This window comes from Pseudomonas sp. 86_A (assembly GCF_017491705.1).
In the GTDB taxonomy this organism is placed as follows: Bacteria; Pseudomonadota; Gammaproteobacteria; order Pseudomonadales; family Pseudomonadaceae; genus Aquipseudomonas; species Aquipseudomonas koreensis.
In genome coordinates this window covers 210,121-234,902 of the sequence record NZ_JAFGYS010000009.1, presented here as the reverse complement: position 1 = coordinate 234,902, position 24,782 = coordinate 210,121, and the positions used below count along the sequence as shown (strand labels likewise).

The 24,782-nt window shown below is 60.5% G+C and carries 22 protein-coding genes; 8 read left to right on the top strand and 14 right to left on the bottom strand.

Going from position 1 to position 24,782, the window contains the following annotated elements; genetic code table 11:
* The first annotated feature begins 87 nt into the window (after positions 1-87).
* Both J5M57_RS15840 and J5M57_RS15835 read left to right on the top strand, forming a co-directional pair.
* Positions 88-867: an N-acetylmuramoyl-L-alanine amidase gene (locus J5M57_RS15840; protein ID WP_207848693.1), complete on the top strand. Its 780-nt coding sequence runs from the start codon at positions 88-90 to the stop codon at positions 865-867.
* A 76-nt stretch (positions 868-943) separates the two neighbouring features.
* Positions 944-2,557 carry an EAL domain-containing protein gene (locus J5M57_RS15835; protein WP_169842812.1) on the top strand — a complete coding sequence of 538 codons (1,614 nt, stop codon included), beginning with the start codon at positions 944-946 and terminating at the stop codon, positions 2,555-2,557.
* Here J5M57_RS15835 and J5M57_RS15830 read toward each other — a convergent pair.
* On the bottom strand, positions 2,554-4,344 hold the full coding sequence (locus J5M57_RS15830) for a KinB sensor domain-containing domain (protein ID WP_064585243.1): 1,791 nt from the start codon (positions 4,342-4,344) through the stop codon (positions 2,554-2,556). The genes J5M57_RS15835 and J5M57_RS15830 overlap by 4 nt on opposite strands.
* 10 nt (positions 4,345-4,354) lie before the next feature.
* Entirely contained in the window at positions 4,355-5,701 is a 1,347-nt protein-coding gene (algB, locus tag J5M57_RS15825) for a sigma-54-dependent response regulator transcription factor AlgB (protein WP_003220286.1), read from the bottom strand.
* A gap of 427 nt (positions 5,702-6,128) precedes the next feature.
* Here algB and J5M57_RS15820 point away from each other — a divergent pair, with 427 nt between their 5' ends.
* From J5M57_RS15820 to J5M57_RS15800, 5 genes are all read left to right on the top strand, one after another.
* Positions 6,129-6,413: a hypothetical protein gene (locus J5M57_RS15820; protein ID WP_064585242.1), complete on the top strand. Its 285-nt coding sequence runs from the start codon at positions 6,129-6,131 to the stop codon at positions 6,411-6,413.
* Between the two features lie 72 nt (positions 6,414-6,485).
* A complete protein-coding gene (locus J5M57_RS15815) occupies positions 6,486-6,650 on the top strand; it encodes a DUF1328 domain-containing protein (RefSeq protein ID WP_003177151.1) in 165 nt (54 codons plus the stop codon).
* Between the two features lie 2 nt (positions 6,651-6,652).
* A complete protein-coding gene (locus J5M57_RS15810) occupies positions 6,653-7,117 on the top strand; it encodes an inhibitor of vertebrate lysozyme family protein (RefSeq protein WP_064585241.1) in 465 nt (154 codons plus the stop codon).
* Positions 7,118-7,818: 701 nt separating this feature from the next.
* Positions 7,819-9,150, top strand: coding sequence for a glutamate/aspartate:proton symporter GltP (gene gltP / locus J5M57_RS15805; RefSeq protein ID WP_064585240.1), 1,332 nt, complete (start codon positions 7,819-7,821; stop codon positions 9,148-9,150).
* A gap of 194 nt (positions 9,151-9,344) precedes the next feature.
* Positions 9,345-10,574, top strand: coding sequence for a spore maturation protein (locus J5M57_RS15800; RefSeq protein ID WP_064585239.1), 1,230 nt, complete (start codon positions 9,345-9,347; stop codon positions 10,572-10,574).
* Between the two features lie 153 nt (positions 10,575-10,727).
* On the opposite strand, the gene J5M57_RS15795 is transcribed toward J5M57_RS15800, so the two are convergent.
* From J5M57_RS15795 to J5M57_RS15750, 10 genes are all read right to left on the bottom strand, one after another.
* Positions 10,728-11,354: an ABC-type transport auxiliary lipoprotein family protein gene (locus tag J5M57_RS15795; RefSeq protein WP_064585238.1), complete on the bottom strand. Its 627-nt coding sequence runs from the start codon at positions 11,352-11,354 to the stop codon at positions 10,728-10,730.
* Complete coding sequence (locus J5M57_RS15790; protein WP_169842816.1) at positions 11,351-12,289, bottom strand: MlaD family protein; 939 nt, start codon at positions 12,287-12,289, stop codon at positions 11,351-11,353. The genes J5M57_RS15795 and J5M57_RS15790 overlap by 4 nt, the downstream gene beginning before the upstream one ends.
* Position 12,290: 1 nt before the next feature.
* Positions 12,291-13,094 (bottom strand): ABC transporter ATP-binding protein, encoded by an 804-nt coding sequence (locus J5M57_RS15785; protein WP_064585236.1) that lies wholly within the window; start codon positions 13,092-13,094, stop codon positions 12,291-12,293.
* Positions 13,091-14,239, bottom strand: a complete 1,149-nt coding sequence (locus tag J5M57_RS15780) for an ABC transporter permease (protein ID WP_207848692.1) — start codon at positions 14,237-14,239, stop codon at positions 13,091-13,093. Before J5M57_RS15780 ends, J5M57_RS15785 begins: the two co-directional genes overlap by 4 nt.
* A gap of 54 nt (positions 14,240-14,293) precedes the next feature.
* Positions 14,294-15,322, bottom strand: coding sequence for a DUF5924 family protein (locus J5M57_RS15775; protein ID WP_207848691.1), 1,029 nt, complete (start codon positions 15,320-15,322; stop codon positions 14,294-14,296).
* Between the two features lie 237 nt (positions 15,323-15,559).
* Positions 15,560-16,954, bottom strand: a complete 1,395-nt coding sequence (locus J5M57_RS15770; RefSeq protein ID WP_207848690.1) for an insulinase family protein — start codon at positions 16,952-16,954, stop codon at positions 15,560-15,562.
* 169 nt (positions 16,955-17,123) lie between these two features.
* Complete coding sequence (locus J5M57_RS15765) at positions 17,124-18,782, bottom strand: Na/Pi cotransporter family protein (RefSeq protein WP_064585232.1); 1,659 nt, start codon at positions 18,780-18,782, stop codon at positions 17,124-17,126.
* Between the two features lie 299 nt (positions 18,783-19,081).
* The gene (locus J5M57_RS15760) at positions 19,082-19,720 is read right to left on the bottom strand and encodes a hypothetical protein (RefSeq protein WP_347709561.1); all 639 of its coding nucleotides are present in this window, start codon (positions 19,718-19,720) and stop codon (positions 19,082-19,084) included.
* Complete coding sequence (locus tag J5M57_RS15755; RefSeq protein ID WP_207848689.1) at positions 19,717-20,874, bottom strand: hypothetical protein; 1,158 nt, start codon at positions 20,872-20,874, stop codon at positions 19,717-19,719. Before J5M57_RS15755 ends, J5M57_RS15760 begins: the two co-directional genes overlap by 4 nt.
* 17 nt (positions 20,875-20,891) lie before the next feature.
* Positions 20,892-21,395, bottom strand: a complete 504-nt coding sequence (locus J5M57_RS15750) for a PAAR domain-containing protein (protein WP_347709560.1) — start codon at positions 21,393-21,395, stop codon at positions 20,892-20,894.
* Positions 21,396-21,985: 590 nt separating this feature from the next.
* On the opposite strand from J5M57_RS15750, the gene J5M57_RS15745 reads away from it, so the two are divergent.
* A complete protein-coding gene (locus tag J5M57_RS15745; protein ID WP_207848687.1) occupies positions 21,986-22,336 on the top strand; it encodes a DUF6124 family protein in 351 nt (116 codons plus the stop codon).
* Between the two features lie 129 nt (positions 22,337-22,465).
* On the opposite strand, the gene J5M57_RS15740 is transcribed toward J5M57_RS15745, so the two are convergent.
* Together J5M57_RS15740 and J5M57_RS15735 are read right to left on the bottom strand one after the other, a co-directional pair.
* The gene (locus tag J5M57_RS15740; RefSeq protein ID WP_064585231.1) at positions 22,466-23,233 is read right to left on the bottom strand and encodes a TerC family protein; all 768 of its coding nucleotides are present in this window, start codon (positions 23,231-23,233) and stop codon (positions 22,466-22,468) included.
* A gap of 70 nt (positions 23,234-23,303) precedes the next feature.
* The gene (locus J5M57_RS15735; RefSeq protein WP_007954069.1) at positions 23,304-24,611 is read right to left on the bottom strand and encodes a CitMHS family transporter; all 1,308 of its coding nucleotides are present in this window, start codon (positions 24,609-24,611) and stop codon (positions 23,304-23,306) included.
* Between the last annotated feature and the right edge of the window lie 171 nt (positions 24,612-24,782).

Below are 24,782 nucleotides of genomic sequence, written 5' to 3'. Positions count from 1 at the left end.
TTTGTTTAAATCAGCCCGTCGACCGTCGATACGCAAGGCAGTACGTTACACTGTTGCATTACTGTCTTGCGTGTACTGCCTCCTGCCATGAAATTTTTTACCCTCCTCGCGTCACTGCTCGTCCTGGCCGGTTGTGCCAGCGGCCCGCGTTACGACACCAGCCATCCTTCCGCCAACCACGACAGCCGCGTGCAGTTCGTGATCGTGCATTACACCTCCGCGTCACTCGCGCGTTCGCTGCAACTGCTGACCCATGGCGAAGTCAGCAGCCACTACCTGATCGGCGACGACAAGAGCGGCACCATCTACAAGCTCATGGATGAAAACCAGCGCGCCTGGCACGCCGGGGAGAGCCAATGGCAGGGCCGTACCTGGCTCAACTCCAGCTCGATCGGCATCGAAATCGTCAACCCGGGCTTTAAGGACACCCCGAACGGGCGCCTGTGGTACCCGTACAGCGAAGCGCAGATTCAATCGCTGATCGTGTTGCTCAAGGACATCAGCCAGCGCCAAGGCATCAGCCCGCGCCATATCATCGGCCACAGTGACATTGCGCCGTTGCGCAAACTGGATCCGGGCCCGTTGTTTCCGTGGAAGCGCCTGGCCGCCGAAGGCTTGGGCATATGGCCCAATGAACAAGCGGTGGCGCGTCAGCAGGCGCAGTTCAACACCGAGTTGCCAAGCATCAGTTGGTTCCAGGAACAACTGGCGCGTGTCGGTTACGACACCCCGCAAACCGGCGAGCTGGATGTCGCAACCCGCCACGTCCTGGCCGCGTTCCAGATGCATTACCGGCCTTCACGCTTTGACGGCACGCCGGACGCGCAAACGGCCGCGTTGTTGCTGGTACTCAACCAGACAAAATAATGACGCCCGCCCGACGGTCAGGGCGAAACCGCAATCAGCAGCTATAACTCATTGGTAACTCTTCGGATATTCCATGATGGTTGCTACCCGAGAGACGCTGCGTAGCTGGTTTTATCGCCCCTGGTTTTTGGCGATGATCGCGGCTGTCCTCAGTGCTGCGCTGCTGATCACCGGTGGAATGTTCTTCGCCGTGCATCAGATCGAACAGAACGAGAGCCAGGAAATGAACGCTCAGGGCGAACGCTTCCTGGCACGTCTTGAGCAATTGTTCGGGCAGTTGCGCGAAAGCCTCGATGATCTCGAGGCACAGCCTTTGCGCAGTTGCGATGACGAAATGATCGCCACCCTGCAACAGGTGACCTTCAACTATCGCTTCGTCTACGAAGCGGCCTACATGGACGGCTCACGGATCTGCTCCAACCGGCCTCGGCAGGAAGGACTGTCAGTTGCTCGCGCACCGGACATCAAAGGGCCGACCTACAGCTACTGGCTCAACACCACCACCGAACCTGATGAAAACCGTGCCGCGCTGATGCTCGGGCGCGGTAATTTTCGCGTCGCGACTTCTCGCGGGCATTTGACGGACATGGTCGATCTGCCGCCGGACAGCAGCTTGCTGGTGGTGCTGGATCACGGCAAACGGGCGATTCCGGTACTCGGCACGGCTCAGGCGTGGCCACCGGCCGAGGCCTGGCCACCAAAGAGCCGCGAAGCCCTGCAGGTGACCCAGTCCCAACTGATCTACCGGATGCCGACGAACAACCCGGAATACCAGTTGGTGCTGATCACGCCGCGTAGCGGTATGCACATTCCGTCGGTCTGGTGGTGGATGCTGCCGGTCTGCCTGCTGCTGGGGGCGTTTATCGGGTTCTGCGTATTTTTGCTGGTGCGCCAGCGTCAGTCGCTGGACGCCGAGCTGCAGGGCGCGATCCGTCGCGGGGAGCTGCAGGTGCTGTATCAACCGATCTTCGACCTCGACAGCCGCAACTGCGTGGGTGCCGAAGCCCTGCTGCGCTGGCGCCGTCCGGATGGCACGTTGACCAGTCCCGACCTGTTCATTCCTTTGGCGGAAAACACCGGGCAGATTCGGCAGATGACCGATTTCGTCCTGCAACGGCTGCTGGAACAACTGGGGCCGGTGCTGCGCGCCAATCCGCAGCTGTACATCTCGGTCAACCTCGCCGCGTGCGACGTGATGGTGCCGCGCATCGGCCAGGTCATGGCCAGGCTGTTGACCCTGCACCGGGTCGCGGCACGGCAGATTGCCTTCGAGGTCACCGAACGCGGGCTGATCGATGTCGTGGTGGCACGGGAGAACCTGCAAGCCTTGCGCGATGTCGGCCATCAAGTGTTGATCGATGACTTCGGCACCGGCTATTGCAGCCTCGCCTACCTGCAAACGCTGCCGGTGGACTGCCTGAAGATCGACAAGGCGTTTATCGACGCGCTTGGGCATGACGCCGCCAGCAGCGGCGTTGCCCCGCACATCATTCACATGGCACAGGCACTGGAGTTGAAAGTGATCGCCGAGGGCATCGAGCATGAAGCGCAAGCCGTGTTTCTCAGCAGCGAAGGGGTGAAATTCGGCCAAGGCTGGTTGTTCGCCCAGGCCCTGAGTGCTGTGCAGTTCATTGAGCTGATCACCCGTGGCCGGCGCCTCGCCGGACGCCGACTGGACGACGAAGCCTAAACCGCCAGCGCCATGTAGAACTGCGTGCCCTGCCCCGGCCGCGAATAAACCCCCATCCGCCCGCCGTGCAACTGGACGATTTCCTTGCACAGCGCCAGACCGAGCCCGGCACCACCCTTCTTGCGCCCGACCTGCACGAACGGTTCGAAGATCCGCCCCTGCTGACCGTAGGCAATGCCCTCGCCGTTATCTTCCACGCTGATGATCACCCGCTCACCGTGCCGGCGCGCCTGCAGGCGGATCTGCCCGTCGCGAGCGGTATGGCGCAGGGCGTTGTCGATGAGGTTGTCCAGTACCCGGTCGAGTTGCGCCTGATCGGCCTGCAAGCGTGGCAGCGGCCCCTGCACTTCGACGTTGAGGGCAATGCCCTTGCTCGCGGCCGAATCGGCGAAACGCAATTGCGCTTGCTCCAGCAAGTCTTCGATGGAACACGGCGCCAGCGTGAGTTTCTGCAAACCGTTCTGGTAACGCGAGAAGTTGAGCAGGTCGTTGATCAGTTGCATCAGGCGCTGCATCTCTTCGTTGACCGTGTCGAGCAGGTCTGCCTCGCGTGATTCCGGGGGAAACTTGGCCCGCTCGCGAAACAGGCCGAACGCCATGTGCATGCCGGTCACCGGCGTGCGCAGTTCATGGGAAGCGCGCAGCACAAACTCACTGCGCACCCGCTCGAAAGCGCGCTGCTCGGTGACGTCGTGCAACACCATCACCGCGCCGAGGATATGCCCTTGCGTGTGGCTGACCGGGGTCAGGCTGTACGTCAGCAAACGGGATTCGCCATCGACTTCGATGCTCAAATCTTCCGGCGCGCGCTCCAGCGTGCCGCCGCGCAGTACCAGGTGCAGCTGTGCATCGAGCTCCGGGCGCTGCAGCGCTGCGCCCAGTCCTTGGCCCAGCCGATCGCTGTCCCAGCCGAGTTGCCGCTGGGCCACCGGATTGAGGTGTTCCAGATGCCCTTCGCGGTCGATCATCAACAAGCCGTCGTCAATGCTGTCGAGTACCGCCTGCAAACGCTGTTGACCGGCCAACAGTTCGTCGACATTGGTCGCCTGATGTTCGCGCAGCGCTTCGGCCATCAGCCCGAAGCGCTTGGTCAACTGGTTCATCTCGGCCGCTGAGGAAATCGGCAGGGTCACTTCGAAATTGCCCTGACCGATGTTGTCCGCCGCTTGCGCCAGTGCCTCGATCGGCGCGCCAAAACGCCGGGCAATCGCATGCGCCGTGACAAAACCGATGATCAACACCGCCAGTCCCACCAGACCGAGGAGGCCCGAAACCAGCAGCGCCCGCTCTCTGGCGTCATGCTGGACCGCGTTGATGTTGTCCAGCGCGTGCTTGTGCTCGGCGATCAATCCGTTGCGCAGGGTGTTGAAGTGCTCTCTGAGATCGCTGTTGCCATTGAGCACGTTGCCCGGATCACGCGACAGCTCGAATGCCTGCAGAAAACTCAGATAATCGGCTTTGGCCTGTGTAAACCCGTACTGCCGACCATCGCCCTCTTCCTCCTTGGCAATACCTTCATCAAGCAATTGCAGGTAATGCTGCTTTGACGCTTCGAACGCGACGGGATCGGGCTTCTCGGCCAGCATCAGCACCAGTTGGTCGCCGAGGGTCTGGCGCAATTTGAGCCCCAGGTCCAGGGTCACGAAGTTGCTGCGGATTGTCGCCTCCTGAGTACCGGCCATCTGCATCACGCTGACCAGCCCGAGCAGCAGCCCGAGCAAAGCAACCGTGATCAGCGCAGAAATACTCAGGAACAAGCGAGTGCGCAACTTCATCGCCAGTTTCATCGTCGGGCGCTCACAGGTTGTACTGCTTGCGCTTGCGATACAGAGTCGACGCGTCGATGCCCAAGGTCTTGGCCGCCTGATCCAGGGTACCGGCCGTTGCCAGCACCGCACCGATGTGGGCTTTTTCCAGTTCATCCAGACTCAGCGCCGCGCCGACCCGGGGTGCGTTGTTGGCCGGTTGTTCGGCCATGCCGAGGTGGCTGATTTCCACGCGTTCCTGCGGACAGATGATGCTCGCCCGCTCGACCACGTTGCGCAGCTCACGAATATTGCCCGGCCAGCGGTAGCCGAGCAGCGCTTCGCGCGCCTCGTCGCTGAAGCCACGGGCCGGACGGGCGTATTCTTTGACGAAGCGCGCGAGGAAACGGTCGGCCAGGGTCAGGATGTCTTCGGCGCGCTCGCGCAGCGGCGGCAGATGCAGAGTGATCACGTTCAGGCGATACAACAGGTCCTCACGGAAGCGACCGTCGCGCACCATGTCTTCAAGGTTGAGGTTGGTCGCGGCCAGAATACGCACATCGGCGCGGCGGGTGACTGGGTCCCCTACCCGCTCATATTCCTTGTCTTGAATAAACCGCAGCAACTTGGGTTGCAACGTCAGGGGAAAATCGCCGATCTCATCGAGAAACAACGTGCCACCGTCCGCCTGATTGACCCGACCCAAAGTGCTTTCGCTGGCCCCGGTAAACGCGCCGCGACTGTGGCCGAACAGTTCGCTTTCCATCAGTTCGGCGGTCAACGACGGGCAGTTGATGGTCACGCAGGATTTCTTCTCGCGCTTGCTCCAGCCGTGAATGGCTCGCGCCAGTTCGCCTTTACCGGTGCCGGACTCGCCAAGGATCAGAATGTTGGCGTCGGTACCGGCGACCTGACGCGCGGTTTCCAGCACGACTTTCATCGCCGGGCTGTGAGAATCGAGGCCATCCTTGGGCTTGCGGATCTCGCCTTCGAGGGCTTCCAGGCGCGCCGAGAGCTGACGCACTTCCAGTTGCTTGGCGGTCGCCAGGCGCAACTGATCGGGGCTGCACGGCTTGACCAGATAGTCGGCGGCGCCTGCCTGGATCGCGTCCACGGCGGTATCGACCGCCGAGTGCGCGGTGACAATCACCACGCGCATCCATGGCGCCTGAACACGCATCTGCGCCAGCACATCAAGACCGTTGTCTTCGCCCAGACGTAAATCAAGGAAGCACAGGTCGAACACCTGGCGTTGCAGCAATGCCTCGGCCTGCGCCGCGCTGTTGGCGGTGGCCACTGTATAACCTTCGTCTTCGAGGCAATAACGGAAGGTTCGCAGGATGGCAGACTCGTCGTCCACCAGCAGAATGCGGCCTTGATGCTCAGTGGCAGATTCCATTTTTCCTACGCTCCATAAGTGATTGATCTTGGTTAGTCCCGGAAAAATCGGGCAAGTTGCATGGTCGATTCTGAACGATGCCAGCCATAGCAGGGTAGCCCTCTCCTGACATGACGGCCAATCCATTGAATTTGTTGAACATTTAAACAATCACCGGATTGCAGGCGGTTGCCTGCGTACTTTTCTGACATCCGAGACCTGCTCTCAATTCAATAAGAATGAAATCTCCTACGAAATAATCATGCATTTCGCACGACCGCAGATGACCCATCGTGCAGGATGCGTCCATGGCTGAAATCTCATCGCTTATAAGCCATTGATTTTATTGATTATTTTTCATTTAAAAAACTGGCATGCAGCCTGCAATAACTCATTCAGCCCGGGCAGATTCCACTGCCCCAACCAAACAAGAGTGAGGAAACCCAGGATGACTCGCCAACGTGCCGCCAAATTGCGTATCTCGCCACTGCATATCCAGCAGGGTCTGTTTGGCGTACTTGCACTGTTGATCACCCTGATCGCTTGCCAGCAATACCTGAGCTGGGAGAACAGCCAGAAACCTGAGCCGCTGATCTCGATTCAACACAACACGCAGACACATTTCAGCGCCGTCAGCAGCAGCCAGGCCGAGAGCGCCTCGATGCGCATGATGGATGTCGATCAGCCGCAACCGCTGGATCAACTTCCACGTGAAGAGCGCTGGGTTTTCTGACGCACTAAAGAATTCGGGCGCAACGCGCCAGGACACGCAACATCCCTAAATAGAGAAGTAAGGAGAATCACCATGTTGAGCTGGGCAATTACATTCTTGATCATTGCCATCATCGCCGCCGTACTGGGCTTCGGTGGTATCGCGGGCACCGCCACGGGTATCGCCAAGATTCTCTTTGTCGTGTTCCTGGTGATGTTCATCGCTTCCTTCTTCTTTGGCCGTCGCGGCCGAGGTTAACGATGATCGCTTTAAAGACACTGGCAGCCGCCCTGCTTCTGGGCGGTAGTGCCATGGCGATGGCGGCCAATGATGGCCAGACGCGGGTCAACGAGCTGCTCGGCTCCGACCCGCAATACAGGGAAACCTGGCAAGGCGTTGTGAAGCATGAAGAACGTCTGCCGGAATGGGTGATGAACCTGTCCGGCACGCCAGAACAGCAGATGAATGCCGTGACGGAAGACGGTGACAAGTATCTGGTCGGGCCGCTCTGCGAATCCGCAGACAAGTGCCTCAACCACCGCTTGATCGTCGCATTCAGCTTCGACAAGAAAGATGCTTACGCCATGCTCGTCGATGTGCCCGAAGGACTGCCGGCCGACAAGTCGCCGACGCGACATGCGACCTACCGCTTCCTCGGCAAACCCGATCAGGGCATGCAGGATCTTTTGATGGAAACCCTCAAGAAAGATCCAAAGTGGTACTGATTTGAACATGAAGGCAGCAGCCCTGCTGCCTTCCATTGCGCCCGCCCGAGGAAGGTGGTCGCATGACCAAGGGGCCGGGACGTTCTGACTGTTTCAGGGTCGGAGTGACCTACGGGTACAGGGAGTGCCTGCGCAAGGGCCGGGTCAGGGTAAAAGCTGCGACGCAGGTTCGCCGGCCCTCGGCGGTTCGACGGACTTGCGCTGAGCTTTTCATGATGCAAAACTTTGATCTAGAGCGTCCTGCTCATCTTTTTATGGCTCAGACTGCGCGCGAAAACATTTCGCCGTGTTTCCTGGCGACCGTATATCGACAAAGAGTCCTTTTAAACAGTGAGACTTCTAGTCTGCAAATGAAGGCTTTTTCTTAAATTTTTCGCCGAATTCACTCGCTCAAAAAATAACCAACCTAAGCTGAAATGGCCGGTTCACGGCACTTATGCCGGCTGAAATGTCGCAATCGAACCGGTTGGGACGCCAGTTTCATTTAAAAAAGCTCATGCCGATTCGGCATAGGGTAGGCGTTTACGGCATTAGACGGCGCAACCTTGCATCGGAATAGTTGCGCCTTTTTTCGCCTGCCGAAGAGCCGTAAACACGCGCTTCGGGGCACCTTATACGGAGGCAGATGCACAGACTTTTCCGCTAAAGAGCGTTCCAGTTGCTGCATGTGCCTGAGTCAAACGCAAGTAAGGGTAAAGATAATGAAGAAGGCAAAACTCAGCCTCGCCTGGCAGATCCTCATCGGTCTGGTTCTAGGGATTGCAATTGGTGCGTTGCTCAACCATTTCAGTGCCGAGAAGGCCTGGTGGATCAGTAACGTCCTGCAACCGGCAGGCGATATCTTTATCCGTCTGATCAAGATGATCGTGATCCCGATCGTCATCTCCTCCCTGATTGTCGGCATTGCCGGCGTGGGCGACGCCAAGAAACTCGGGCGTATCGGCCTGAAGACGATCATCTATTTCGAAATCGTCACCACTATCGCCATTGTTGTCGGCCTGCTGCTGGCCAACCTGTTCCATCCGGGCACCGGCATCGACATGAGCACGCTGGGCACGGTGGACATCTCCAAGTACCAGGCGACCGCCGCCGAAGTGCAGCATGAACACGCGTTCATCGAGACCATCCTTAACCTGATCCCGTCGAACATCTTCGCGGCCATGGCCCGCGGCGAGATGCTGCCGATCATCTTCTTCTCCGTGCTGTTCGGCCTCGGTCTGTCGAGCCTGCAGTCGGACCTGCGCGAGCCGCTGGTGAAGATGTTCCAGGGCGTCTCGGAAAGCATGTTCAAAGTCACCCACATGATCATGAACTACGCCCCGATCGGCGTGTTCGCCCTGATCGCGGTGACCGTCGCCAACTTCGGCTTCGCTTCGCTGCTGCCGCTGGCCAAGCTGGTGATCCTGGTTTACGTCGCCATCGCCTTCTTCGCCTTCGTGGTGCTGGGCCTGATCGCCAAGCTGTTCGGCTTCTCGGTGCTCAAGCTGATGCGCATCTTCAAGGATGAGCTGGTGCTGGCCTACTCCACCGCCTCCTCGGAAACCGTGCTGCCACGGGTGATCGAGAAGATGGAAGCCTACGGCGCACCGAAAGCCATCTGCAGCTTCGTGGTGCCGACCGGTTACTCGTTCAACCTCGACGGTTCGACCCTGTACCAGTCCATCGCGGCGATCTTCATTGCCCAGCTGTACGGCATCGACCTGTCGATCAGCCAGCAACTGCTGCTGGTCCTGACCCTGATGGTCACCTCCAAAGGCATCGCCGGCGTACCGGGCGTGTCCTTCGTGGTGCTGCTGGCCACCCTGGGCAGCGTCGGTATCCCGCTGGAAGGCCTGGCGTTCATCGCCGGTGTCGACCGCATCATGGACATGGCGCGTACCGCTCTGAACGTAATCGGCAACGCCCTGGCGGTGCTGGTTATTGCGCGTTGGGAAGGCATGTACGACGACGCCAAGGGCCAGCGCTACTGGAACTCCCTGCCGCACTGGCGCAGCAAGGAAAAACTGCCGGCTGGCGAAATTTCCAAGAACTGACACACAACCTGTAGGAGCTGCCGCAGGCTGCGATCTTTTGATCTTGCTTTTAAAAAAATGAAAAGATCGCAGCCTTCGGCAGCTCCTACAGTTGATTGAGGCACGCCTTACCAGACAAACCCCGGAGAAATCCGGGGTTTGTCGTTTCTGGCGACCCCGCTATCATTCGCCGCATCTTCCGGGGGATTTGACTGATGCTTAATGGCCTGTGGCTTGGCTTCTTCGTCGTGGCAGCAATATCGGCGCTGGTGCAGTGGCTGGTCGGCGGCAACGCCGGGATTTTTGCGGCGATGGTGGAAAGCATTTTTGCCATGGCCAAACTGTCAGTCGAGGTGATGGTGCTGCTGTTCGGCACCCTGACCCTGTGGCTGGGCTTCCTGCGCATCGCCGAGAAAGCCGGGATCGTCGAATGGCTGGCCAAGGTCCTCGGACCGCTGTTCCTGCGCCTGATGCCGGAAGTCCCGCCCGGTCACCCGGCGCTGGGCCTGATCACCCTGAACTTCGCCGCCAACGGCCTGGGGCTGGACAACGCCGCGACGCCGATCGGCCTCAAGGCCATGAAAGCGCTGCAAGAGCTCAATCCCAGTGCCACCGTCGCCAGCAACGCGCAGATCCTGTTCCTGGTGCTCAACGCGTCGTCCCTGACCCTGTTGCCGGTGACGATCTTCATGTACCGCGCCCAGCAAGGCGCACCGGACCCGACGCTGGTGTTCCTGCCGATCCTGCTGGCAACCAGTTGCTCGACCATCGTCGGCTTCCTCTCGGTGGCGTTCATGCAGCGCCTGCGCATCTGGGACCCGGTGGTGCTGGCCTACCTGATTCCCGGAGCGCTGCTCCTCGGCGGCTTCATGGCGCTGCTGGCGACGATGTCGGCCACGGCGCTGGCCGGGCTGTCATCGATCCTTGGCAACCTCACGCTGTTCGGCCTGATCATGCTGTTCTTGGTGATCGGCGCGCTGCGCAAGGTCAAGGTCTACGAGGCCTTCGTCGAGGGCGCGAAAGAGGGCTTCGACGTCGCCAAGAACCTGCTGCCGTATCTGGTGGCGATGCTTTGCGCGATTGGCGTGCTGCGGGCGTCCGGGGCGCTGGACTTCGGCCTGGACGGGATTCGCCACCTGATCGAGTGGGCCGGGTGGGACACGCGGTTTGTCGACGCGTTGCCGACGGCGATGGTCAAACCGTTTTCCGGCAGCGCGGCGCGGGCGATGCTGATCGAGACCATGAAAACCTCGGGCGTCGACAGCTTCCCGTCACTGGTGGCGGCGACGATACAGGGCAGCACCGAGACCACGTTCTATGTGCTGGCGGTGTATTTCGGCGCGGTGGGGATTCAACGCGCGCGGCATGCGGTGGGCTGTGCGCTGCTGGCGGAACTGGCCGGTGTGCTGGGCGCGATTGGCGTCTGCTACTGGTTCTTCGGCTGATCCCAGACTTCTTGGGCTAGACAGATTCTCTGTGGCGAGGGAGCTTGCTCCCGCTGGACTGCGCAGCAGGCCCCAGCTTTTGAATTAACCGCGAGGGCCGCTACGCGCCCCGGCGGGAGCAAGCTCCCTCGCCACAAAGGCATCCCTGTAAAGTCAGGGTTTTGGAGGGGCGAGTTTCTGGCCTTGATCGACCGCCCACGCCACGACTTTCGCGGTCAGCCGATCACTGGCCTGCCCAAACCCCGCCACCACCGCCGGCACCTGCACATCGCTCAGCGGCTGACGCTCTTCAAAGCGCCGGCTGGCGAGAATCTTCTGGTCATAACCGCGCACCAGCAACGCATCGACCCGCACCACGACGCTGGCCTGGTTGCCCTGATACTCGGTCTGAAACGCCTGCAGACTGCCGCCCAACTCCAGATCCGCAGCAAAGTTGCTGTCATCGGTGCTGAGCAAAGTCACCCGGCCATCACGCGCAAAGCCATCGAGCAGCCGATTGCGTACCAGCACCGGCGCCGGATCGCTCCAGCGCGAAGCCTTGTAGCTGCTGATCACGTCACCCTGTGGAATCACTGCGATGTTCGGCCGGTTCAGCGCTTCGCTGGCCTGCAGTTTGTTCAACCGCAGCGACCAGTGCTGGATGGCCGCCGGACTGGCCGAGGCGGGCGCCTGCGCGGCGGGCAGGCGATAAACGTCCGATGGCTCGGCCTTGGGCAGGATCGAGCACGCACTGAGCAGCGTAAGGCCGGCAGCGAAGAGGGCGAGACGAGTCAGCTTCATGGCGTGAACTCCTTGTTCTTGTCACTGCCCAGCAGGTAACCGCTGGGGTTGGCCTCCAGGCGTTGGGAAATGGCGCGCAGCGAAGTCAGGGTTTCACGCAGCTCGCGAATCGCCGGGGCCAGGCCATTGAGGCCCTGCATACCGTTGTCGAGGGCGTTCTGGTTCTTGAGCAGCAGGCCGTTGATGGTCGCGCTGCTCTGTTCCAGCGACTTCATCGCCTGCTCGGCACTGCCCAGCGCCTGCTTGCCCTGATCGTTGAGCAGGCCGTTGGCGTTGCGCATCAGCAGCGAGGTCTGTTCGAGCATGCTGCCGGCCTGTTTGCCGACGCTCGCCAGTTGCTGCATGGCCTGGCGCAGGTCGCCGCGTTGATCGTTGATCGAGCCGGTGGTCTGCTCCAGATGCGCCAGGGTGTTGCTGACACGCTCGACGTTCTGCGGGGAGAACATCTGGTTGGCATTGTTCAGCAGGGCGGTGATGCCGGTCATCAAGTCGTTGCTGTCATTAAGCAGCCGGGAAATGGGCGAGGGCGCGGCGACGATGGTCGGCAAATCGCCGTCATGCCCGCGCAGTTTCGGGCTCTGCGGGGTGCCGCCGCTGAGCTGGATGATCGAGGTCCCGGTGATCCCGGCCAAGGCCAGCTTGGCCTGGGTGTCTTCCTTGACCGGCGTGTCACCGCCGAGGCGAATCCGCGCCAGCACCCGGCGCGGGTCTTTGGGGTCGAGCCGCAGGCTGACCACGTCGCCGACCTTGATCCCGCTGTACTGCACCGGGCTGCCCTTGGACAGGCCGCTGACCGCCTCGTTGAAGACCACTTCGTAATCCTTGAACTCGGAGTCGACGCTGGACTTGGCCAGCCACAGGCCGAAGAGCAGGGCGCCTGCCACCACTATCACCGAGAACAGGCCGATCAACACATGATGGGCTCGGGTTTCCATGTCAGACCTCGTTGAGCAATTTGGCGGCGTCCAGCGCCGAGCGGCCGCGCGGGCCGTGGAAGTATTCGTGAATCCACGCGTCAGCGGTTTCCGAGACCACATCGATCGGGCCGGCGACCAGCACTTTCTTCTGCGCCAGCACCGCCACACGGTCGGTGATGGTGTAGAGCGTGTCGAGGTCGTGGGTCACCAGAAACACGCTCAGGCCCAGCGCATCGCGCAGGGTCAGGATCAGTTGATCGAACGCCGCCGCGCCAATCGGATCGAGGCCGGCGGTGGGTTCGTCGAGAAACAGGATGTCCGGGTCCAGCGCCAGCGCCCGGGCCAGCGCGGCGCGCTTGATCATGCCGCCGGACAACGAGGCCGGGTATTTGTCCGCCGCCGACAGCGGCAGCCCGGCCAGCGCCAGCTTCACCGCCGCCAGGTGCTCGGCGTCGTTGCGGCTCAGGCCGGCGTGTTCGATCAGGGGCAGGGCGACGTTCTCGGTCACCGTCAGCGAGGAGAACAGCGCGCCCTTCTGGAACAACACGCCGAAGCGCCGCTCGACCAGCGAGCGCTCGTGTTCGGACAGGCTCGGCAGGTTCTGGCCGAAGACTTTCACGCTGCCTTCGCTGGGCCGGCGCAGGCCGACAATACTGCGCAGCAGCACCGATTTGCCGCTGCCGGAGCCGCCGACCACGGCAAGGATTTCGCCTTTGTACAGATCCAGGTCGAGGTTCTCGTGCACGCTCTGGCTGCCAAAACGGTTGCACAGACCACGGACTTCGATCACCGCCTCCGAGGGCGCGCGGGGTAGACGACTCACCAGCCCATCTCCATGAAGAACAGCGCAGCCAGCGCGTCGAGCACGATCACCACAAAAATCGACTGCACCACGGCGGACGTGGTGTGCGCGCCGACCGATTCGGCGCTGCCGCTGACCTTGAAGCCTTCCAGGCAACCAATCGTCGCGATCAGAAAGGCAAAGATCGGCGCTTTCACCAGGCCGACCAGAAAATGCTGAATGCCGATGTCGCTTTGCAGCAGCGAGAGGAACATCGCCGGCGAAATCCCCAATGACACCGCACACACCACGCCACCGCCAATGATGCCGCAGAGCATCGCCAGAAACGTCAGCATCGGCAGCGCCACCAGCATCGCCAGCACCCGCGGCACCACCAGCAACTCCATCGGGTCGAGGCCCAGCGTTCGGATCGCGTCGATTTCCTCGTTGGCCTTCATCGAGCCGATCTGCGCGGTGAACGCACTGGCGGTGCGCCCGGCCATCAGGATCGCGGTGAGCAACACGCCGAACTCGCGCAGGAAGGAGAAGCCCACCAGGTCCACGGTAAAGATCGTCGCGCCGAAACTGGCCAGCACCGTCGCACCGAGAAACGCCACCACCGCGCCCACCAGAAAGGTCAGCAGCGCCACGATCGGCGCGGCGTCGAGGCCGGTCTGTTCGATGTGTGCAACGACGGGGGTGATGCGCCAGCGCTTGGGACGGAACAGATTGCGGGCGATGGTTTCGAGGATCAGGCCGATGAAACCCAGTACTTGCAGGGTGTCCTGCCAGACCGTTTCCACCGCGCGCCCGATGCGCGTCAGCAATTGCACGCTGACGCTGACTTCCGGCTCCTTGATCGGCACGCAGAAATCGCTCAGCGAGCGATACACGGTTTGCAGCAACGCGCGGTCAGCCGGGGAAATCGTGCAGTCGGGGTGTTCGGCGGATTGGCCCAGACGCTCGGAACCGAGCAACTCCACCAGCAGCGAAACGCCCGCAGTGTCGAGGGCGCCGAGGCTGTTGAGGTCAACCACGGTATTGGCGTCGTACTGGCCGCGAAGCTGTTCGGTCAGGTGCTTGAGGTCGGCGTAATGGACAAGCGTCCAGTCCCCGGACACCCGCAGGCGGGCAGGGCTGAGCGACGTGTCCAGTCGGGCATTACCGATCATCGAGCTGCTGGTCATAAGCTCCGTGCTTGTTTGGCTAAAACGCTGGCATACGTAATAGCACGAACCGGATTACTTTTCTTTGATCGCTGTGCTGTCCGTCACTTCGAAACGCAGCACACCAATCACCTGACCGTCTTCAGTCAGCACCCGCACCTGCCACTTGCCCACCGGGTTGCCGGGGAAGTTCTGCTTGTGCGTCCAGGCGCGATAGCCTTCCTTGCGCCCGCCATGGATATCGAGGGCGATGCGGTCGACTTCCTGACCGTTGAACTGCCATACGTGGTAGATCCGCTCATCCAGCCCGCGCGGGGCGTTGATTGCGGTGTAGGCGTAGAGGCCGCCGTTGCGGATCTGCTCGGCACTGACTTCGTCCAGGCTCGCGCCGGGCGTACGGTCCTGCAACTGGGTGCTGATCGCCACGTCGGTCATCCACAACGTCGCCGGCGGCACCCACGAGCGCAAGGTCCAGCCTACCGCGCCGATGCCGAACGTGATGCACAGGATTGCCAGTGCGTTGCGCACAGTGCGGATCGGAAAGATCGACGCCAGGCTCGGGAACGACAACACCACCGCCGTGCCCAGCGCCCATTTGAAACTCTGCGCGGTGGTCAGGTGCATGATCACCGGCAGCGCGGTGAGCAGGGCGGCAAACAGGGTCAGGGTGTGCAACGCGAGAAACGCCCAGCGCCGTGGCGCCAGCCATTTGTAGTAGAGCGGATCGACAATCGAGATCAACGCGGCGATGCACAGCAGGCCGGTGAAGATCAGCTGGCCGCTGTTCCACGTCGTGGTGATGAAGAAGAACGGCAGGACGAAAAACAGGCTTTCCTGGTGGATCATCTGCGTCGCGTAACGCAACAGCGGCTGCGGGATTTCGCGTTTGAAGATGCGGGTGAACAGCCCGGTGAGGGTGTTCTCCAGCATCAGCCAGATCCAGCTGAGCAGCATGATGATGGTGATCCAGCTCGCCAGCCCCTGCTGCCGATCGACCAGAATGAAACTGCCGACCCCGGAGATGAAACCGCCGAGCGCAATGACCCCGGGGTAGCGCTTCATCAACTCGAGAATGCGCTGGATCAGGACGGGGATTTTCGGCATGTTGGCGGTTCACGACTGGATAGGAAAAAACCTCGACAGAGTACCGTCCGCCGGGCGACGTTGCGAGGCTCCCGGTCAGCAAAGCGTCTTATTTCTGTGGCGAGGGCGCTTGCTCCCGCTGGGCTGCGCAGCAGTCGTTAAACCTGAGTGCGCGGTGTTCCTGAAACACCTGAGTCGTCGGTTTAGGGGCTGCTTCGCAGCCCAGCGGGAGCAAGCTCCCTCGCCACAGTATGTTCTTCACCCTTGGGCTTTGTGCTTTTCCCGGCGGTGCAAACGCCAGCCAATCAGCCCCAGCAACACCACGCCCAGACCACCGGCAATCAGCCACAACACCTCATCATCACTGAGCAACGGCTTCTCGATCCGCAGATACCCCGGCTGCAACAACAATTCGCGCATGGCCTTGTTCGCCGTTTCCAGGGTCACGCCCTGCAGCTCGCGGGCCGGGTTGGCAAAGCGCCCGTCCTCGTAGTCGCCCAGCGCGCTCCAGTAGTAATCCGCCATCGCGCTGTTGCCTTGCACAGCCCAGGCCTGGTGGGCGATGGCGGCCTGTTTGATCCGGGCGAAGGTGTCGGGGTCGAGGCCGTTTTTCAGCAAGTCGGCCTTGAGGTCTTCCAGCACCTGCTTGGCTTCGGCAAGGTCATCGCGATCCACGTCGGCATTCAGGCTCATGAAGCCGACCCCGCCAAACACTTCACGCTCGGCCCATGGCCCGTAGGACAAGCCGTGGTTCAGGCGAATCTGCCGGTACAGCGCCCAGTCGAGGTAGTCCTTGAGGATGTCGAACGTCTCGTCGTACTGATCGTCGAGCATCGGCTCCGGCACCAGCCAGTGCAACTTGGCACTGTCGCCGATAAAACCGCGGGTGAGGGTGCGTTCATGGGCGGCGCTGGTGCGGATGTCCGGCAGCTCACGGTGCTCGGCCGGGTCCACCGCTTCGAGCGCGCCCCAGGTGCGCTCCAGATAGGCCGGCAGCAATTTGTCGAGCTCGCCGACGACGATCAGGGTCATGTTGTTCGGCGCGTACCAGGTCTTGCGCACCTGCTCCAGTTGCTGCTGGGTCAGGTGACCGACTTCGGCCCGCTGCGGGCATTTCAGGCCCAGTTCCACCGCCAGTTGATTGCTCGCGGTGTGGCCCAGATCCTGCCGGTCGAGAAAGCGTTGCAGGCGCGTGTAATGGCCGCCGTCCTCGCGCTCGACCACGCGCTTGGCGGCGTTGATCGCGTTGTCGTCGATGCGGGTCTGGGTCAGCAGGCCGAGCAGCAGGTCGAGCACCTTGCGCTGGTTCTTCGCCGGGGCTTCGATGACGAACGTGGTGTCGGCGTTGCTGGTGAAGGCGTTCCACTCGCCGCCCAGCGCCTGCATGCGCTCCTCAAGGCCGCCTTCGCCGGTGGCGTCGACGCCGCTGAACAGCAGGTGCTCGAGCAGGTGCGGCAGCTCTTTTTCATCGCAGTCGAAATCGTCGAGACCGACGCCCACCACCAGGCGAATCGCCACATGCCCGCGTTCAGTGCCGGGCTTGAGCAACAGCTGCAAACCGTTGGGCAGCGCATAGCCTTCGACCTGAAAGCGATCAACGGCAAAGGCGGGCAGGGAACCGAGCAACAGACAGGCGAACAACAGGCAACGCATAACAGGCTTCCATACGGCTGATTTGGAGATCCGTGTCGTCAGTCAGGACCTCATCGCGAGCAGGCTCACTCCTGCATTTGAAACGCGTTCCCGCTGTAGGAGTGAGCCTGCTCGCGATAGCGCCCTGAAGGCTGAATCAATGTTACTGACTGACCCCAGCCGCAGACGTTCAAGGCGAATGCGTAATGTCGGCAATATCATCCGCTTCCAGCGCCCCGGTATCCGCCGTTTCCAGCACCACGTAAGCACTGCTGCAAAACAGCGAATTCAAGCGCTTCATATCCGCAATCAGCTCCAGGTGCAGCGAACTGGTTTCCAGACTCTGCACGATCTTACGTTGCAAACGGCTGACATGGGCATGGGCCAAACGGCGTTCCTGTGCGCGGAAGCGACGTTTTTCGCGCAACAACTGCCGGGCGCTTTCCTTGTCGCCGCTGAGAAACACCGACAGCCCCAGACGCAGGTTGGCGATCAGTTGCTGATGCAGCCCGGCCAGTTCTTCCAGTCCGTCCTCGGAGAACGAGCGCCGTTGTGAGGTTTTCTGCTGCTGCACCTTACGCAGCATGCGTTCGATCAGGTCGCTGGCCAATTTCAGGTTGATCGCCAGCTCGATGGTCTCCGCCCAGCGCCGACTGTCCTGCTCGCCAAGGTCCTCGCGGGGCATTTGTGCCAAGTACAGCTTGATCGCGCTATACAGCGCCTCGACGTCATCGGTCAGACGGCGCATCTCCTGGGTGACGGCGGTCTGTTTGCCGCGCAGCACATCGAGGGTAGCGTCGAGCATGTTGTCGATCAGATCGCCCATGCGCAGGGTCTCGCGGGCGGCGTTGGCCAGCGCCAGGCTTGGGGTGACCAACGCCGTCGCATCGAGATGCCGCGGCTTGGCAGTGCCATTGACCTCCGGGCGCTCCGGCAGCAGCCACGCGCACAGGCGCGCCATCGGCGAGACGCTGGGTAACAGAATCAGGCAGCGCGCCGTGTTGTAGAGCAGGTGGAAGCCGATGACCATTTCCTGCGGACTGAAATCCAGCCCGTCCATCCAGTGCACCAGCGGATCGAGCACCGGAATGATCAGCAACAGCCCAATCAGTTTGTACAACAGGCTGCCCAGCGCCACTTGCCGCCCGGCGGCGTTCTGCATGCTGGTGCTCATGAACGCCAGCACGCCGCTGCCGATGTTGGCGCCGATCACCAGACCGATCGCCACCGGCAGGCTGATCACGCTGGCGCCGGCCAGCGTCGCGGTCAGCAGCACGGCGGCGAGGCTGGAATAGGAAATCATCGCGAACAGCGCGCCAACCAGGGCGTCGAGGAGGATGTCGCCGGTCAGCGAAGCAAAGATCACCTTCACCCCTTGGGCGTGGGTAATCGGTGCGGCGGCTTCGACGATTAGTTGCAGCGCGAGAATGATCAGCCCCAGACCGATGCTGACCCGGCCCATCTGCCCGAGCCGCGTCTGTTTGCGCGACAGAAAGAAAATCACCCCGAGAAAAATCAGCAGCGGCGACAGCCACGACAGGTCAAAGGTCAGCACCCGCGCCATCAGCGCGGTACCGACGTCGGCGCCCAGCATGGTCGCCAGCGCCGGGGTCAGCGCCATCAGGCCCTGACCGACAAAAGAAGTGACAAGCATGGCGGTGGCGTTGCTGCTCTGCACCATCGCAGTCACGACGATGCCGGCGACGAACGCGAGCCAGCGCTTGGACATGTTCTGGCCAATGACATGGCGCAGGTTGGTGCCGTACACCCGCAGGATGCCGGTTCGGACGATGTGCGTGCCCCAGATCAGCAGGGTCACGGCAGAGAGCAAATTGAGCAGGGTGAGCATGCAGACCCCCTGTATTTCAGCGCCCCAGAGGGGCAAGTGGACGGTACCGCGCGGTTTCTACGTCTTGTACTTAAGCTGTAGTTGGCTAACGGTCAGGGCGCCAGCATTGCACAGCTAAAGTGCTGATTGAAATAAAAGTGTCATGAAAAGCACTTCATCCACCCCCTTCCACAATCACCACAAATCCCTGTGGGAGCTGGCTTGCCAGCGATGAGGGCCGCACTGCCGACATTGATGTTGCCTGACACGCCGCTATCGCTGGCAAGCCAGCTCCCACAGGGTTTGCGGGTGTGGCTGAATCAATCACTGAAATGATCCCTGCTCAGGCCAACGTCAATTAAATACCTGGCCGTATCCACATTCCGCTCGTCGCAACGCGCATAGCACTTGATGTGCATCAACAGGCTGTATTTGTGCGGAACCAAAAGAATGACCCCATCCGCCTGATCAAAAAGCTTTGCTTGTAGCTGTCGCTTTTCATCATCGCTTTGCACTTTGAGCCAATCATTTCCCTCAACGGGTTCAGGAATCCAGTTGGCGTCCCTGAACATCGATTGCAGCTCGTTCAATAGCTTCGCTGTCTGATCGAAGGGAAGCGTTTCAACCATTGGGGACGTGGTTATGCCATCCACTTTTCCCTTGGTATAGCCCACCGCTCCGTAGATGGTTTTGGGCAAGGTGAAGCCATGTTCAGGGTCATCAAAAGTGATCACGACCGGGCTGCTTATCCAGGTCGAGTCGACCTTGGGAGGGTCACCTGGGTACATGGCTGTTTTGCGCTCAACAGGAAAACTGGAGTCTTTGACGACTTCGGCATATGGCTTGCCAATATGGGCATAGATCCTGTCGACGCCAGACATGGAGTAGGCGACAACAACCGCCAAAACGACCGCAATCCCTGTTCCAGCAAACGCTAATCGACGAGAAAGTATCGTCACTTTATCCCCCCCCCGTGAGCAATGTCCGTAATCGACTGTTTCAGTTGGGCCCTAGTCGTTGGGTTCTTGAGCAGAGCATCGAATTGGTCAGCAGCACGTAATACGAACTCCATTCGCTGATCTCTGTCCGCGAGATTAGCGATAGGATTTTTGGAAAATGAAACCTGCCTGTTATCAGGCGCCTTGCATTGGCTAGCCAGCGTTAGTTGAATTTCCTCTGCTGCGCCAGAGAACAACCCCGTCACCACGGATACGTAATTGCCCGCATGAGTACCGCGCATCAACGTTGCAAAATGCGTGTCCTCGTACATTGCGGGCTGCAAGATATTCAATTGTTCGTGTCGCGCCATCTGTTGAACACTTTCGGCAATTTCACCGGCGTCAATGGCTTCAAATGTTCGGTAAATTTCACCCGTATCAACCCCAAACTGCACCTTATTCGCAATCGGCCACATCACATCTTTCGCGATCCCGCGCCGGCTCTTCAGACACTTTTCCATTTCCTTATAACCCCGCACCATAAAAAACCGGTGCAAGGGATAAACGTCCAGAAATAGCGATGTATTACCTAGCGCCAACATCTCATACACATAATCCAACTGCTGCTGAACCACTGAGCGTGGGTTGTCGCCGATAGTGATGTCCTCGGTCGGCATCGGGTTTGCCGCTCGGGCTTTCTCAAGTTCCTGTTCAACCTCAGGATTGGTTTTGCTGAACTTGAATCCGAAACCTTCGAACAATGTTTCCGATGGGGCGGTTCGCAGCTTTTCCAACGCTGCTTTCTGCGCAGCAATGGCGGTTTGCAGTTTGGTGGCATGGATCAAGCCACACCCCACCTGCTTCGAAGCAAACGCCGCCAACCCCGCCCACTGAAACCGGTTATCCGCCAGCCACAGTTGCGCATACGCGGCGTTGATCTTGCGGTTGCGCGCTTGCGGGTCGGCGATGAGGACGCCGCCGGGGGCGACCCAGTCTTCGGCTTCTTTCTGGAAGCGGCGCCACAGGCAGTTGCAGGTCAGCAGCGGGACTTCGACGCGGGTTTTAGGGTTGGGGCCGGTGGTGCTGGTTTCGCGTTTGCAGGTGGGCAGTTCGCAGGTGCTGTCCCAAAGCTTTTTCATGTCCAGGTCGTCTGGAGCGATGCATTGTCCGGTCATTGCTTCTTCCTTGAGTCTCAGACTGTCCAGCGCACGAGGGCGAGATCGGGCTGCAGGGTGGCGACGCTTTGGGTCATGCCTTTTTCATTGGTCTGGCCTTTGACGATGCGGCCTTCGGCGGTTTCGATTTCGTAGCCTTGTTCGGCGATGGGTTCGCCGTTGCCGGCGCTGACGGCTTTGAATTCCACCAGCGGCTGGCCAATGATCGGCAGCGGCGGGATGAAGGGCGCGGGTGTGTGCGAGCTGCCGATGATGACGTCGCCAGAACCGCCAATCACCACGCCGCCATGGCTGGCGGTGCTGTCGAGGGTCATGGCGTTTTTGCCGTTGATGAATACCGTCGCGGAGAAGGCGCCATTGAGGGCTTGGCCGCAGGTGCAGGTGTCACCGAGGCGGGCGGCGGCGAGGCCATTGAAAAAGACGTCGCCGGAACCGCTGGCAATCGGGTTGGTGCCGTGGCCAGGTAGCGGGCAAGTGGTCGGGTCCGTGACGCGCGCGGCGGGTTTTCCAGACATGAACATTCCTTGTTTGTCGTTTGAGACGAGCAGGGGACGCTAACGGCCGAGGCCCGGTGCGTCAACCTGTGAATCCCGTATCAAATGATTGCGATGTGCCACTGTGGGAGCGCTGAAAACCCTGTGCGAGCTGGCTTGCCAGCGATGACGGCGGCACCGCCAACATTGATGTTGCCTGACACGCCGCTATCGCTGGCAAGCCAGCGCCCACAGGGTTGGTGATGATGTTTGATAGGTGTTAAACGCGAATTTGGCAGAGTGTTTAAACAAACGTCGTGTTACGTCCGGGAGGCTACAAAACCTTGCGCCGTTGCCTACGGCTACGCCAGAATCCGCCGGCTTGTGCGCCTCGGGGCCGGTCTCTATCGTTTGCTTGCCACTGCTCATCAGTGGTCGGGATTAGTAGCCCGGGTTGCTAGTGTTGTGCGCAAGTACCGTTCAGTCAGGTTTCGCTTTCCTGCACTCGATGGTGGTTGTGCGCAGGGCACCCTCGGGTGCGCCGGTAAAGCTAGCTCCCCGGTCTACTAACCTGCGCACAGCCGCCTCCATTCTTTTAGTAGAGAACGATGGCGGCTTCATTTGAGGAGCTAGTCAATATGTTCAAAGTGACACCAAACCCGCCTGACACCGATCCGGCCACCGACACCCAGAAGATGAAAGAGGCGGCCGACCGGGCCATCGATTTCTACCTCGACCCAACGCTCAAGAAAGCCTGCGACCCGGTGCGCAAACCCAGCACGATTTTCCTTATCGACCCCAAGGTCGATAACGAAACCCTGTTGGTGCATGCCTGCGAATCCCTGGCGTCGGCGAGCGTCATGGCCAGTGATCTGGCGGGGTTTATCGACGGGCCGCAGCGCAGTTCGTTGTTGGGGATTGCGCAGGTGATCATGCTGGGTGAGCTGGCCGTGAACCGCGTCCTCGACAACCTCGTGCCGCCTGCCTGAACCCAGAAACAACTGTAGGAGTGAGCCTGCTCGCGATAGGGCCGTCAGCTTCAACATTGATGTTGACTGACAGGCCGCTATCGCGAGCAGGCTCACTCCTACAAGGGGTGTTGCGTATGGACTGGCGGATTACTGCCCAGGTACGTCCTTGCGCAGTTTCACCGGATCTTGCTGCTGTTTCTTCTTGGCCATCGCGCCGCGCAGTTTGATGTTGATCGCCTCAACCGCCAGCGAGAACGCCATGGCGAAGTAGACGTAGCCTTTCGGTACGTGCACGTCGAACGACTCGGCAATCAGCACGGTACCGACCACCAGCAGGAACGACAGCGCCAGCATCTTCAGCGACGGGTGCTTGTCGATGAACTCGCTGATTTTGCCCGAGGCCGCCATCATCACCAGTACGGCGACGACGATTGCCGCGACCATCACCGGCACATGGGAGACCATGCCGACGGCGGTGATCACCGAGTCCAGCGAGAACACGATGTCGATGATCGCGATCTGGATGATGGTGTAGAGGAAGTTGCCGCCCTTGCCCGAAGGCTCGTCGCCGCTTTCGTCTTCGCCTTCCAGCGCGTGGTACATCTCTTGCGAGCTCTTCCACAGCAGGAACAGGCCACCGAAGAACAGGATCAGGTCGCGGCCGGAAATGCCCTGGCCGAACACCACGAACAGGTCGGCGGTGAGGCGCATCACCCAGGTGATCGACAGCAGCAACAGGATCCGTGTGATCATCGCCAGGCCCAGGCCGAAGATCCGTGTGCGCTGCTGCATGTGTTTGGGCATGCGGCTGACCAGGATCGAAATCATGATGATGTTATCGATGCCCAGAACGATTTCCAGGGCGGTCAGGGTAAAGAAGGCAACCCAGATTTCGGGGTTGGTCAGCCAATCCATGTGTATTCCTTTGAGCAAGTGTTAAACCATGACGCCAGCAAGCAGCTGGCGTCATGGTGAGTGAATGCCGTTACAACGTGCTGAACAGCGGGAACGTCCCCAGCAGCAAGGCGGCCACCAGTATGCACAGGCAGACCAGCACTGCCCACTTCAGGGTGAAACGCTGGTGGTCACCGAATTCGATACCGGCCAGTGCCACCAGCAGATACGTCGACGGAACCAGCGGACTCAGCAAGTGGACGGGCTGACCGACGATCGAGGCACGGGCCATTTCCACCGCGGTGATGCCGTAATGGCTGGCCGCTTCGGAGAGCACCGGCAACACGCCGTAGTAGAACGCGTCGTTCGACATGAAGAATGTAAACGGCATGCTCACCAGCGCCGTGATCACCGCCAGGTACGGGCCGAGGAAGTCCGGGATTACTGCCAGCAGACTTTTCGACATGGCGTCGACCATGCCGGTTCCGGACAGGATACCGGTGAAGATACCCGCAGCAAAAATCAGACTGACCACCGACAGCACGCTACCCGCGTGGGCCGCTACGCGGTCCTTCTGCATTTGCAGGCACGGGTAGTTGACGATCATCGCGATACTGAACGCCACCATGAACAGCACCGGCAGCGGCAGCAGGCCGGCGATCAGCGTGCACATCAGCGCCAGGGTCAGCAGGCCGTTGAACCAGATCAGCTTCGGACGGCGGGCGTCCGGGAACTGCGACACGCTGATTTCGCTGTGATCGATCTCGTCGCCGATCAGGTGCAGCTCACCCAGACGCGCACGTTCACGTTTGCCGTAGAAGTAGGCAATGATCAGGATCGCCACCACACCGGCAGCCATCGCCGGGATCATCGGCACGAAGATGTCCGACGGGTCGACATGCAGCGCACTGGCGGCACGCGCGGTCGGGCCGCCCCAGGGGGTCATGTTCATCACGCCACCGGCGAGGATGATCAGACCGGCCATGATCCGCGGGCTCATGCCGATGCGGCTGTACAGCGGCAGCATGGCGGCCACGCAGATCATGTAAGTGGTCGCGCCGTCACCATCAAGGGAAACGACGAGCGCCAGCACGGCGGTACCGACCGAAACTTTCAACGGGTCGCCCTTGACCAGTTTGAGGATCTTGCGCACGGCCGGGTCGAACAGGCCGGAGTCGATCATCAGGGCGAAGTACAGAATCGCGAACATCAGCATCACGCCGGTCGGCGCGAGCTTGGTGATGCCTTCGAGCATCATCGGGCCGATCTTCGGCGCGAAACCACCGAACAGGGCGAACAGGATCGGGATGATGATCAGGGCGATCAGCGCAGACAGGCGCTTGGTCATGATCAGGAACATGAACGTGATGACCATGGCAAAGCCAAGGAAAGTCAGCATGGGAATACTCCAGGCGTAGCGCGGCGAATGAAGTGAGCGGATCGGAGGGGATCAGCGCAGAACGGGAAGCACGAGGCGTACGGGCGGAGTTTTAGCGAGAAGGCGGGCTACAGAGGACATCAGAATCACCATTGTTGTTGTTAATTGGGCCTGACGTGCGAGCGATCACAC